Origin of the sequence: Streptomyces sp. NPDC014006 (assembly GCF_043088925.1) — a bacterium.
Lineage (GTDB): Bacteria > Actinomycetota > Actinomycetes > Streptomycetales > Streptomycetaceae > Streptomyces.
In genome coordinates, this window is sequence record NZ_JBICAJ010000011.1 from 276,881 (window position 1) to 289,545 (window position 12,665).

The following is a 12,665-nucleotide window of genomic DNA, read 5'->3' on the forward strand; positions in this document are numbered from 1 at the left end:
CTATGGGGGCTCACTACCGTGGACGCGACAGTGAACGCCATCGTTCACTAAGGCTCTTGTGGGGGACCCATGGCCACTACCTCTCAACTCGTCCAGGACCAGAAACCAGGTGCGGCTCGCCGGGAGGGGCATCCCGGCATCGCACTCGCCGTCATCGCGGCCTGCCAACTCATGGTGGTACTCGACGCGACGATTGTGAATATCGCCCTTCCGCACATTCAAGACGCGCTCAAGTTCAGCACTACCGACCTCACCTGGGTGGTCAGCGCGTACACGCTCACCTTCGGCGGTCTTCTGCTGCTCGGGGCGCGGGCCGGAGACATCCTCGGCCGGCGCCGCGTCTTCATGACCGGCATCCTGCTGTTCACCTTCGCCTCCCTGCTGGGCGGACTGGCCCAGGAGCCCTGGCAGCTGCTGGCCGCCCGGGCATTGCAGGGCATGGGCGGCGCGATCGCATCGCCGACGGCGCTGGCGCTGATCACCACGACGTTCCCCGAGGGCCCGGAGCGCAACCGGGCCTTCGGTGTCTTCGCCGCTGTCTCCGCGGGCGGCGGTGCGATCGGACTGCTGGCCGGCGGCATGCTCACCGAATGGCTGGACTGGCGGTGGGTGCTGTTCGTCAATGTGCCGATCGGGCTGCTGATCGCCGCGCTCGCACCGTTGTACATCACCGAGTCCGAGCGACACCCGGGGCGCTTCGACATCGCCGGGGCACTGACCTCGACGGCCGGTATGGCATCCCTGGTGTACGGCTTCATCCGCGCCGCGGAGGAGGGCTGGCGGGACAGCCTGACCCTCGGCTCCTTCGCCGCCGCGATCGTACTCCTGGTCACCTTCGTGTTCACCGAGAGGCGGGCCAAGGAGCCGATCACCCCGCTGCGGATGTTCGCCGACCGCAATCGCTCCGGCACCTACGTGATCATGCTCAGCCTGGCCGCGGCGATGTTCGGGATGTTCTTCTACATCGTGCTGTTCGTGCAGAACGTGCTCGGCTACAGCCCGATCAAGGCAGGTCTCGCCTTCTTGCCCGTGACGGTCGCGATCGCCATCGGCGCGGGTCTGTCCCAGCGGTTCCTGCCCGTGCTCGGCCCGAAGCCGTTCCTGCTCACCGGCTCGGCGCTGGTGGCGGTCGGGCTGGCCTGGCAGGCCATGATCGACCCGGACAGTACCTACGTCGGTGGCGTGCTCGGCCCGATGCTGATCTTCGGCTTCGGCATGGGCCTGAACTTCGTGACGGTGACGGTCACGGCCGTCTCCGGTGTCGCCCAGCACGAGGCGGGCGCGGCGTCCGGCTTGCTGAACGCGACGCAGCAGGTGGGCGGTTCGCTCGGGCTGTCCATCCTGACCACCGTGTTCGGCTCGGCGAGCAGGGACGAGGCGCGGAAGCAGGTGCCCGATTTCCTCGCCGACGCAACGGCACAGCAGAAGGCGGAGTTCGCCAGGACGCACCAGCTGCCGGCCCCCTGGGGGCACGAGGTGCTTGCCCACGGCATTTCCTCGGCGTTCGTCCCCGCCGCGGCCATGGCGGCCCTCGCCCTGGTCACCGCGTGGGTGGTGATCCGGGTCCGCAAGAGCGATCTGGAGGCGCTGGCGGGCACGGCCGGACCGATGGCCTGATCCGGAGGGGCCCACACAGGACGGCGGATGGTCGCAGCGCGCCCGGGAGACCGACGACGGCAACGCCGGTCCGGCCATCCGCACCCCTTCGGCCGGCCACCGTCCTTGCCGTCCGGGCGGCCACCACTGCCGGAGCGACGGCAACCGCAGGACAGCCAACCGCAAGGCGGCCACCACGGCCCACCCCAGAATCAAGACCAGCATCCGCATGACCACCCCCGATCCGTCGGTGCCGCCCACTCGAGCGGCACATATCGCCGCGCCGCAAAGGCAGCGTCGCAATACCAGCGACTGACGGGACAACGCGCGGCGATTACGCAGAGTTCCCGTCCGGCACGGAGAGTTTCCCTGCGTACGTGAGCGGCGGCCCGGCAACGGGAGCACCCAGGCGCACGCCGGCCGGACAACCCTGGCGGGACAGCGCCCGACCTCTCAGGCCGACAACCAACCGTTCAACCGGACACCGGTACCCAGCCCGGCAGCGCCTCCGTCCGCTCCACCCAGGCCGCCGGCGGTCCGCCCGCCTTCCCGGCGGCCAGCACGCCACCCACGATGGCGCAGGTGGTGTCCACGTCGCCGCCCACCTGAGCGGTGGTCCAGAAGGCCTCCTCGAAGTCGCCGAGGGACCGCGCGGCCGACCAGAGCGCGAAGGGAACCGTGTCGTGGGCGCTCGTGCGCCGACCACAGCCGAGCACCGCGGCGACGGTCGCGGCGTCGCCGTAGTCGAGCATGTCCCGTGCGCGCCGCAGGCCCTGTCCGACAGCGCTCTTGGGTACGAGCGCGACAACTGCGTCCAGCAGTGCCTCGGGGCCGGGCGGACCGCCCGGAGCGGCGGCCAGTGCGGCAGCCGCGGCCACGGCCATGGCGCCGACCACGGCCTCGCGGTGCTGGTGCGTCGGGTACGCGGAGATCTCCGCCTGGTGGGTGGCCTGCTCGGGATCGTCGGCGTACCAGGCGCCCAGCGGCGCGATCCGCATCGCGGCGCCGTTGCCCCAGGAGCCCTGTCCCTTGAAGAGCGCAGCGGACAGCTCACGCCAGTCGCCGCCCTCGCGGATCAGCCGCAGCAGACGATTGACGGCTGGGCCGTATCCGCGGTCGAAGTCGTGGTGCTCGGCGAAGGAACGGGCCAGGGCGTCCTGGTCGATGCGCTGCTGGGAGGCGAGGACGGCGACCACGGAGCAGGCCATCTCCGTGTCGTCGGTCCACTGCCACGGGCCCGGCGGCAGTTCGCGGCTCTTGAGCAGCGGATAGTTCGCGGGAACGAAGAACTGGGAACCCAGCGCGTCCCCCACCGCCAGTCCGCGCAGGCTGTTCAGGGCACGGACGAGGCGCCCGTCGAAAGAGGAATCAGCGGTCATCGCCCTGCCACTCTATCCGGTGATCCCGTACGGTTCCGGATCTCGCCAGCGGTCGAACGGCCGATCGAGCGCGTACTTGCCGTCGTCCCCGAGGACGAGCATCCGCGTCTCGCCGTTCCCCGGGTTGGAAAGCGACTCGAACTCCGCGACGGTCCAGTGGAACCAGCGCATACAGAACAGGCGCATGGCCAGGCCGTGGGTCACGATCAGCACGTTCGGCGGGTGGTCCGGGGCTTCGAAGCTGCGGAACAGGCTCTCCAGGAAGCCGCCGACCCGGTCGTACACGTCGGCGCCGCTCTCCCCTTGGGCGAAGCGGTAGAAGAAGTGGCCGTAGGCGTCCCGGTAGGCCTTCTGGAGGCGGACGTCGTCGCAGTCCTGCCAGTTCCCCCAGTCCTGCTCGCGCAGGCGGGGCTCCTCCCGTACCCGTATGAGCTCCGGATCGAGGTGGAAGGCGCGCAGCGTCTCGTGCGTACGGCGGTAGGGGGACACGTAGACGCTGACCTGCTCCTGGCCGAAGAGTTCGCGCAGTCGCTTGCCGGTCTTCCCGGCCTGCTGCCAGCCCCGCTCGGTGAGAGCGAGGGCGTGGTCGGGCTCGCGTTCATACACGGTGTCATCAACGTTGCCGGTTGACTCACCGTGCCGGACAAGGACGATGCGCCGTGGTCGTGCCATGCCGAAACCCTAGATCGGGTGTCGGCCGACCGGGTAATCGGACCGGGCTCATACGGCGTAGGTCACATCCGAGCGGGCGCCGGGTCACACGGTCCAGGTGGGTTCCAGGTCCACGATCTCACCCGACAGAGAGGCGATGTCCGCTTCGGTCTGGGCGCGCAGGGCCAGGCGTTCCACCCTCTCGGTGCGGTACTTGCCGTGCTCGGCGGCCGAGCGCCACATCGACAGCACCAGGAACTCGTGCCCCGGAGCCTCTGCGAACAGCCCGCGGATCATGCCGGGTGAGCCGGCCATCGCCGGGTTCCAGACCTTCTCCTGCATCAGCGTGAAGTGCTCGACGCGTTCCTCGTTGACCCGGCACAGAGCGGCCCGGATCAGGTCGGCGTCGGTGAAGCGCGGCTCGAATCCGGTCTTCACGTCGAAGCGGTAGTCGAACAGCCGGACCTGCGCGTCCTTGAAGGTGCCGGCCTGCGCGGCCGCCAGCCGGTCATGGGAGCGGGCCATGAAGGAGTCGTAGAAGGCGCGGCTCTCCCAGAAGGCGAAGAGGTTCGCGACCTCGGGGCGTTTCCGGCTCCAGCCACCCCCCTGCCCTCTGAAGCCCGGCTCCCCCAGAAGCCCCGCCCATTTCCGCTGCCCCCGCTCGAAACCGCGGCGGTCCACCACGGTGCAGCGAATCCACTTGACCAGCACCGCGCCATCGTAAGGCCAGGAAACGTGGCAGGGGTCACTGTCCGGCCGACTCTGCCCGTACGAGGAGGCACGCGTGCGTGGCAGGATGGACAACCGTCCCTGCCCAGTGGGCAGTTCGGGGCGAGGGTGGTCGGGCAGTCGGGAAGGGGAGTCCGTGAACGGCCTCAGCAAGGGAATCCGCAAGGTCGAGGTCGCACTCAAGTGGGATCCGAGTCCGGCGGGGCAGCCACCGGCCGACCTGGACCTGGTCGCCGCGACGTACACGGCGGACGAGCCGTACGGCGATCCGGACTATGTCGTCCACTTCGACAGCCGCTCTCCGGACGGCACGATCTATCTCAACCGCGACAGCAGGGACGGCAGGGGCTTCGGCTGGGACGAGGTCATGACGCTCGAGCTGGACCGGCTCGACGGCCGGTACACGCGCGTGGTCGTCGGTGCGGTCATCCAACAGCGGTCGGCGCACCGGACGTTCATCGGGGTGCTCAATCCGGGTCTGCGGATCCGCGAGGGATACACGGATCTGTTCGAGGGCGACTTCGGCGAGGTGCTCGGGGCCACGGCGGCGACGGTCGCGGAGTTCGTCCGCGACACCTCCGGCGAGTGGGGGTTCCGTCCGGGCGTCCACGGCTTCGAGGAGGACCCGGCGGACTTCGCGAGGGTGATGGGGCGGATCCGGCCGTCCTGAAAGCGAGGCCGCGAAGCACCGCGGGGCGGTGGAACCGTCTCTCCGGTTCCACCGCCCCGCGCTCAGTCGATGCGCGCCGTGCCGGCGCTCACCTCAGCTGCAGCCGCTGGTCGAGCCGCAGCCCTCGCAGATGTAGCAGGAACCGGCCCGCTGCATCTTCGTACCGCAGGAGAAGCACAGCGGAGCGTCGGCCTGGATGCCCAGCTGCATCTCCACCAGTTCCGCGTTGGTGTGAGCCTGCTGCGGGGCGGCCTTGGTCGCACCGGCGTCCGACTGCGGCGTGGCCACGGCCTTCAGCTCCTGGGCGCGCGGCGCCGACTGGGCCAGGCCCTCGACGTCGACCTCGTCGTCGGACGGCTCGTAGGAGCCGGTCTCCAGGTGGCGCTGACGCTCTTCGGCGGAGTGGATGCCGAGGGCGGAGCGGGTCTCGAAGGGCAGGAAGTCCAGCGCCAGGCGGCGGAAGATGTAGTCGACGATCGACTGCGCCATCCGCACGTCCGGGTCGTCGGTCATACCGGCCGGCTCGAAGCGCATGTTGGTGAACTTCGAGACGTACGTCTCGAGCGGCACGCCGTACTGCAGACCGACGGAGACGGCGATGGAGAAGGCGTCCATCATGCCCGCGAGGGTCGAGCCCTGCTTGGACATCTTCAGGAAGACCTCACCGAGACCGTCGTCCGGGTAGGAGTTGGCGGTCATGTAACCCTCGGCGCCGCCGACCGTGAAGGACGTGGTGATCCCGGGGCGGCCCTTGGGCAGGCGCTTGCGGACGGGGCGGTACTCGATGACCTTCTCGACCGTCTCGCGGATGGTCGCCTCGGCCTTCTCCGTGACCTCTGCCTTCTCCTTGTCCTTGGTCTTGGCGGAGAGCGGCTGGCCGACCTTGCAGTTGTCGCGGTAGATCGCGAGCGCCTTGACGCCGAGCTTCCAGGCCTCGAAGTAGATCTCCTCGACCTCCTCGACGCTCGCCGTCTCCGGCATGTTGACCGTCTTGGAGATGGCGCCGGAGATCCACGGCTGGATCGCGGCCATCATGCGGACGTGGCCCATCGGGGAGATGGCGCGCTCGCCCATGGCGCAGTCGAACACCTCGTAGTGCTCCGGCTTGAGGCCGGGGGCGTCGATCACATTGCCGTTCTCGGCGATGTGGGCGACGATCGCCTCGATCTGCTCCTCCTGGTAGCCCAGGCGGCGCAGGGCCTGCGGGACGGTGCCGTTGACGATCTGCATCGAGCCGCCGCCGACCAGCTTCTTGAACTTCACAAGCGCCAGGTCGGGCTCGACACCGGTGGTGTCGCAGGACATCGCCAGACCGATGGTGCCGGTCGGGGCGAGGACAGACGCCTGGGCGTTACGGAAACCGTTCTTCTCGCCGAGGCGGACGACGTCCTGCCAGGCCTCCGTGGCGGCGGCCCACACCGGGGTGTCCAGGTCGTCCATGCGGACGGCCTTGCCGTTGGCGTCGGCGTGCTGCTTCATGACGCGCTTGTGGGCGTCGGCGTTGCGGGCGTAGCCGTCGTACGGGCCGACTACCGCGGCCAGCTCGGCGGAGCGCCGGTAGGCCGTACCGGTCATCAGGGAGGTGATGGAGCCGGCGAGGGCGCGGCCGCCGTCGGAGTCGTAGGCGTGGCCGGTGGCCATCAGCAGGGCGCCGAGGTTGGCGTAGCCGATGCCGAGCTGGCGGAACGCGCGCGTGTTCTCGCCGATCTTCTGGGTCGGGAAGTCCGCGAAGCAGATCGAGATGTCCATCGCGGTGATGACCAGCTCGACGACCTTCTGGAAGCGCTCGGTCTCGAAGGACTGGTTGCCCTTGCCGTCGTCCTTCAGGAACTTCATCAGGTTCAGCGAGGCCAGGTTGCAGGACGTGTTGTCCAGATGCATGTACTCGCTGCACGGGTTCGACGCGGTGATCCGGCCGGACTCGGGGCAGGTGTGCCAGGTGTTGATGGTGTCGTCGTACTGGATACCGGGGTCGGCACAGGCCCAGGCGGCCTCGGCGATCTTGCGGAAGAGCGCCTTGGCGTCGACCTCCTCGATGACCTCGCCGGTCATCCGGGCGCGCAGGCCGAACTTGCCGCCCTTCTCGACGGCCGTCATGAACTCGTCGTTCACGCGGACGGAGTTGTTGGCGTTCTGGTACTGGACGGACGTGATGTCGTCGCCGCCCAGGTCCATGTCGAAGCCCGCGTCGCGCAGGACGCGGATCTTCTCCTCTTCCTTGACCTTGGTCTCGATGAAGTCCTCGATGTCGGGGTGATCGACGTCGAGCACGACCATCTTGGCGGCGCGGCGGGTGGCACCACCGGACTTGATGGTGCCGGCGGAGGCGTCGGCGCCGCGCATGAAGGAGACGGGACCGGAGGCGTTGCCGCCGGAGGACAGCAGCTCCTTGGAGGAGCGGATGCGGGAGAGGTTCAGGCCGGCGCCCGAGCCGCCCTTGAAGATCATGCCCTCTTCCTTGTACCAGTCGAGGATCGACTCCATGGAGTCGTCGACGGACAGGATGAAGCAGGCGGAGACCTGCTGGGGCTGCTTGGTGCCGACGTTGAACCAGACGGGGCTGTTGAAGCTGAAGATCTGGTGCAGCAGGGCGTAGGCCAGCTCGTGCTCGAAGATCTCGGCGTCGGCGGGCGAGGCGAAGTACTGGTGGTCCTCGCCGGCCTTGCGGTAGGTCTTCACGATACGGTCGATCAGCTGCTTGAGGCTGGTCTCGCGCTGCGGAGTGCCGACGGCACCGCGGAAGTACTTGCTGGTGACGATGTTGACCGCGTTCACCGACCAGAAGTCGGGGAACTCGACGCCACGCTGCTCGAAGTTGACCGAGCCGTCGCGCCAGTTGGTCATGACGACGTCACGGCGCTCCCAGGTCACCTCGTCGTACGGGTGCAGCCCGGGGGTGGTGTGGATGCGCTCGATACGCAGCCCCTTGGTGCCCTTGGCGCCCTTTGCTCGGGAACCTCGTGCCGGACCGCTCGCCGTCTCTGTCATGCCGCCTCCCTGTACGGGCGAAAACGCCCTGAAGTGCCCCGATGTTCCCGTGGCACGGTGTTCTGTCTGGTGTCGCGGGCACCCTCTCGCTGCCGCCCGCAACAGGTCTTCGTGTCGCCGCCGCCGACCGGATCCGGAAGGTTTGCTCCCGTGTCCGGCCCGTCGCTCAGTCGGCGGCGCTCGCGGGTTCGGGGACCTGGACCGCCCCCGATGACCCTCGTTCGTTTTCCTGGCTCCCCGCGCCGGCGCCTGCGCCTGCGTCGCCTTCGCGGTCCTCGTCGACCGCGGCGGGGCGTCCGGTCTGTTCCCTGAGCTCCGCGATGGCGGCCTCGAAGTCCTCGAGCGATTCGAACGCACGGTAGACCGAGGCGAACCGCAAATAGGCGACGAGGTCGAGCTCCTGCAACGGGCCGAGTATGGCCAGCCCCACGTCGTGGGTGGTCAGCTCGGCACTCCCGGTGGCCCGCACGGCCTCCTCGACCCGCTGGCCGAGCTGGGCGAGCGCGTCCTCGGTGACAGGCCGTCCCTGGCATGCCTTGCGCACACCGTTGATGACCTTGGTGCGGCTGAAGGGCTCGGTGACTCCGGACCGCTTGACCACCATCAGTGAGCACGTCTCCACCGTCGTGAAACGACGGGAGCAGTCAGGGCACTGACGGCGCCTGCGGATCGACGTGCCGTCGTCGGTCGTACGGCTGTCGACCACGCGGCTGTCGGGGTGCCTGCAGAAGGGGCAGTGCATGAACTCCCAACCCTCCTCACAGCAGACTCAATAGCCTCGCTGGGCCTCATGAGCCCCGCGAAGCAGCCCCAAGCATAGGCGATCGCCGAGCGCTCGGAGACCAGGGGGACCACAACTTGTGGGCTGCGGTAGCCATCCAACCACTAGATGTGGGGCTTGGCGCATACATCCACACCACGCGTGCGTGTCGCGCCTGTAAGGCACTCTTGCCGCGCCGGAACGCGGCCGAGCGCGACACGCGGGGCCGACAGAGGTACGGCACTGCGCGTCCGGCCGTATCGTTCCGGCAGATCACGGAGATACCGTGGGCGCCGCACGGAGATCGGGTGGGACTCCCGCACAGGGCGGGGCCGGTTCGTGGTGCCCGGGAAGCCGGGTGGCAGACTGGAGCGACGCATCACAGGGTCGGCACCCGGCGGTGAAGAGTACAGCAATGGGCGCTTTTGCCCGCCAAGGACCACGTCAGCCATACACCCGGACACACGATCGCGTCACGCGAATCACGGTTTTTCACTCGAACGTGTGTTTGGCGCAACCTTTCGAAAGCAACTACCGTTGTGCTGGCAGGGAGACCACCGAGAGGGGCCGACGTGACCACCACCGCAGACAGCGCCACCATCACCGCCCAGGACCGCTCCCAGGGCCGACTCGAGCCGGTGCATGTGATGAACGAAGCCGTGAACCCCGAGGGGCCCAAGCGCTCCCTGCCGGGGCGACCTCCAGGCATCCGGGCCGACAGCTCGGGGCTCACCGATCGCCAGCGCCGGGTGATCGAGGTCATCCGGGATTCCGTGCAGCGCCGGGGCTATCCGCCATCGATGCGGGAGATCGGCCAGGCGGTCGGCCTGTCCAGTACGTCCTCCGTCGCCCACCAGCTGATGGCGTTGGAGCGCAAGGGCTTCCTGCGCCGCGACCCGCACCGCCCGCGCGCCTACGAGGTACGGGGCTCCGACCAGGCGGCCCCGATCCAGCCGACGGACACCGCGGGCAAGCCGGCCGCGTCGTACGTCCCGCTGGTGGGCCGGATCGCCGCCGGTGGCCCGATCCTCGCCGAGGAGTCCGTCGAGGACGTCTTCCCCCTGCCGCGGCAGCTCGTCGGTGACGGTGAGCTGTTCGTGCTCAAGGTCGTCGGTGACTCGATGATCGAGGCGGCGATCTGCGACGGCGACTGGGTCACCGTGCGCCGCCAGCCGGTCGCGGAGAACGGCGACATCGTGGCCGCCATGCTGGACGGCGAGGCCACGGTCAAGCGCTTCAAGCGCGAGGACGGCCACGTCTGGCTGCTGCCGCACAACTCCGCATACGAGCCGATCCCCGGTGACGACGCAACGATCCTCGGCAAGGTGGTGGCCGTTCTGCGCCGCGTCTGAGCGCCGCTGCGGCGACCACGCCGGTACGGCCGCGTCGACGCCGCACGCAGCCAGGCGGGCATGCCGACCCGCCGCTCCCTGACTGGGCCCCGGGACCTCTGCGCCGGTTCCGGGGCCCTTGTGCTGCCCTGGCACGACCACTTGCCGGGTCGCGCTCCCGTGCGCGGCCGGCGCATCCTTCGGTCGCCCCGGAATAGCCGGGAGACAGGAAGCCGCCTTGCACCGTTCGCCGGTCCAAACCGGTCGGGTCCGGTCCGGTCGGGTGGCTCGCGTCCGCAGCCGGGCCAGCCCGTACGCATCACTGTGGCGAGCCGTGTGCTCACACCGCCGCGGCCCGCATGGTCACACCGCCTCGGGCTGCTTGCTCTCCGCCTCGGCCTGCGCGTCCACCGCCTCGGCTTGCGCGCTCACCGTCTCGGCCTGCTTCGCTGCCGCGTCGATGGCCGCCAGCGACTTTCGCACCTGGTTGCGGTCCGTCGTGTACCAGAAGTCAGGCATGGACGCCTTCAGATAGCTGCCGTAGCGGGCCGTGGCCAGACGCTGGTCCAGTACGGCGACCACCCCGCGATCGCCCGAGGCGCGCACAAGGCGGCCGGCGCCCTGGGCCATCAGCAGTGCCGCATGCGTGGCGGCGACCGCCATGAAGCCGTTGCCTCCGGCGTCCTCCACGGCCTTCTGGCGGGCGCTCATCAGCGGGTCGTCCGGCCGCGGGAACGGGATCTTGTCCATGACGACCAGCTGGCAGCTCGGGCCCGGCACGTCGACGCCCTGCCACAGCGAGAGCGTGCCGAACAGACAGGTCTTCGGGTCGGCGGCGAAGTTCTTGATCAGCTCGCCCAGGGTTTCCTCGCCCTGCAGCAGGATCGGGAACTCGGGGATCCGGCTGCGCAGCTCCTCGGCCGCCAGCTGAGCGGCCCGCATCGAGGAGAACAGGCCGAGGGTGCGGCCACCGGCGGCCTGGATCAGCTCGGTCAGCTCGTCCAGCATGTCGGCGCGGTCGCCGTCGCGTGCGGGACGGGCCAGATGCTTGGCGACGTACAAAATGCCCTGCTTGCGGTAGTCGAAGGGCGAGCCGACGTCGACACCCTTCCACTGCGGGACCTCGTCCCCCTCCGTGCCCTCCGGAGCGAGCCCCAGGGAAGCGCCCACGCCGTTGAAATCACCGCCCAGCTTCAGGGTCGCGGAGGTCAGGATCACCGACCGGTCGGCGAACAGCTTCTCCCTGAGCAGGCCGGACACCGACATCGGAGCCACACGCAGCGAGGCGCCGAAGCGGTCGTGCCGTTCGTACCAGACGACGTCCCATTCGGAACCGTTGACGATGCGCTCCGCCACGTCGTGCACGTTCTCCACCGACGCGAGTGCCTGCTTGCGGACCGCGTCCTCGTCCTGGACGGACTTGTCGCGCGTGGCGCCGATCGCGGAGATCACCGTGCGCGCCGCGTCGCGCAGCGCCATCAGGGCGTATCCGAGATCCTCCGGGATCTCCTCCAGACGACCCGGCAGCGCCAGCTCCATCAGCCGCTCGAAGCCCTCCGCGGCGGTCTGCAGCTGATCGGCGGCCTTCTCGTTCACGAGTTTCGCCGCGCGGCGCACCGCGCGGTTGACCTGGCCGGGGGTGAGCTCGCCGGTGGCGACGCCGGTGACCCGGGAGACCAGTTCGTGCGCCTCGTCGACGATCAGCACCTCGTGCTGCGGCAGCACGGGAGCGCCCTCGATGGCGTCGATCGCGAGCAGCGCGTGGTTGGTGACGACGACCTCGGCGAGCTTGGCGCGCTCACGGGCCATCTCGGCGAAGCACTCGGCACCGTAGGCGCACTTGGTGGCGCCCAGGCACTCCCGCGAGGAGACCGACACCTGAGCCCATGCCCGGTCGGAGACACCCGGGGTGAGGTCGTCCCGGTCGCCGCTCTCCGTGTCGTCCGCCCAGTCCCGCAGGCGCAGCAGGTCCTGGCCCAGCTTGCTGGTCGGTGCGGCGGCCTCGAACTGGTCGAACAGGCCCTCCTCCTCGTCCTGCGGAACACCCTCGTGCAGGCGGTGCAGGCACAGATAGTTCGACCGGCCCTTGAGCATGGCGAACTCAGGGCGGCGGCGCAGCAGTGGATGCAGCGAGTCCACGGTGCGGGGCAGGTCGCGCTCCACGAGCTGACGCTGCAGGGCGAGGGTGGCCGTCGCGACGACGACCCGCTCGCCGTGCGCGAGCGCGGGCACGAGATAGCCCAGCGACTTTCCCGTACCGGTGCCGGCCTGGACCAGCAGATGCGAGCTGTCGTCGATCGCCTCGGCGACGGCTTGGGCCATGGCCACCTGGCCGGGACGCTCTGTGCCGCCGACGGCGGCGACCGCAGCGTGCAGGAGTTCGGGAAGTGAGGGCTTCGTCATAGCGCGACCACCCTACGGCTCGGCACTGACAAACGACGGATCGCGGTGGAGACGTGGGACGTGATCAAGGGCGTGGGCGTTTCCGAACGGAAGAGGAAGGACCGGGCGGGAACCAACGGTCCGGCAGGGGCGTTCTCGGAGTGATGCTGCTGCTACAC

At 69.2% G+C, this 12,665-nt stretch carries 9 protein-coding genes; 3 read left to right on the forward strand and 6 right to left on the reverse strand.

Features of this window, described 5'->3' with window-relative positions; genetic code table 11:
- The first annotated feature begins 69 nt into the window (after window positions 1-69).
- On the forward strand, window positions 70-1,617 hold the full coding sequence (locus ACF1GV_RS32490; protein ID WP_391687910.1) for an MFS transporter: 1,548 nt from the start codon (window positions 70-72) through the stop codon (window positions 1,615-1,617).
- A gap of 452 nt (window positions 1,618-2,069) precedes the next feature.
- Here the strand turns inward: ACF1GV_RS32490 and ACF1GV_RS32495 are convergent, their stop codons facing one another.
- The 3 genes from ACF1GV_RS32495 to ACF1GV_RS32505 form a co-directional block, all read right to left on the reverse strand.
- Window positions 2,070-2,975, reverse strand: a complete 906-nt coding sequence (locus ACF1GV_RS32495; protein WP_391687913.1) for an ADP-ribosylglycohydrolase family protein — start codon at window positions 2,973-2,975, stop codon at window positions 2,070-2,072.
- Window positions 2,976-2,987: 12 nt separating this feature from the next.
- Window positions 2,988-3,647 carry a histidine phosphatase family protein gene (locus ACF1GV_RS32500; RefSeq protein WP_391687916.1) on the reverse strand — a complete coding sequence of 220 codons (660 nt, stop codon included), beginning with the start codon at window positions 3,645-3,647 and terminating at the stop codon, window positions 2,988-2,990.
- Window positions 3,648-3,731: 84 nt separating this feature from the next.
- Window positions 3,732-4,337 carry a YdbC family protein gene (locus ACF1GV_RS32505; RefSeq protein ID WP_363266253.1) on the reverse strand — a complete coding sequence of 202 codons (606 nt, stop codon included), beginning with the start codon at window positions 4,335-4,337 and terminating at the stop codon, window positions 3,732-3,734.
- A 154-nt stretch (window positions 4,338-4,491) separates the two neighbouring features.
- On the opposite strand from ACF1GV_RS32505, the gene ACF1GV_RS32510 reads away from it, so the two are divergent.
- Window positions 4,492-5,025 (forward strand): TerD family protein, encoded by a 534-nt coding sequence (locus tag ACF1GV_RS32510; RefSeq protein WP_391687919.1) that lies wholly within the window; start codon window positions 4,492-4,494, stop codon window positions 5,023-5,025.
- 93 nt (window positions 5,026-5,118) lie between these two features.
- Here the strand turns inward: ACF1GV_RS32510 and ACF1GV_RS32515 are convergent, their stop codons facing one another.
- Together ACF1GV_RS32515 and nrdR are read right to left on the reverse strand one after the other, a co-directional pair.
- Window positions 5,119-8,013 carry a vitamin B12-dependent ribonucleotide reductase gene (locus ACF1GV_RS32515; protein WP_391687922.1) on the reverse strand — a complete coding sequence of 965 codons (2,895 nt, stop codon included), beginning with the start codon at window positions 8,011-8,013 and terminating at the stop codon, window positions 5,119-5,121.
- A 166-nt stretch (window positions 8,014-8,179) separates the two neighbouring features.
- Window positions 8,180-8,755, reverse strand: a complete 576-nt coding sequence (gene nrdR, locus ACF1GV_RS32520; protein ID WP_391687925.1) for a transcriptional regulator NrdR — start codon at window positions 8,753-8,755, stop codon at window positions 8,180-8,182.
- A 590-nt stretch (window positions 8,756-9,345) separates the two neighbouring features.
- On the opposite strand from nrdR, the gene lexA reads away from it, so the two are divergent.
- Window positions 9,346-10,125, forward strand: a complete 780-nt coding sequence (gene lexA, locus ACF1GV_RS32525; RefSeq protein ID WP_363266257.1) for a transcriptional repressor LexA — start codon at window positions 9,346-9,348, stop codon at window positions 10,123-10,125.
- A gap of 342 nt (window positions 10,126-10,467) precedes the next feature.
- On the opposite strand, the gene ACF1GV_RS32530 is transcribed toward lexA, so the two are convergent.
- Window positions 10,468-12,507 (reverse strand): ATP-dependent DNA helicase, encoded by a 2,040-nt coding sequence (locus tag ACF1GV_RS32530; protein ID WP_391687928.1) that lies wholly within the window; start codon window positions 12,505-12,507, stop codon window positions 10,468-10,470.
- Window positions 12,508-12,665 lie beyond the last annotated feature (158 nt).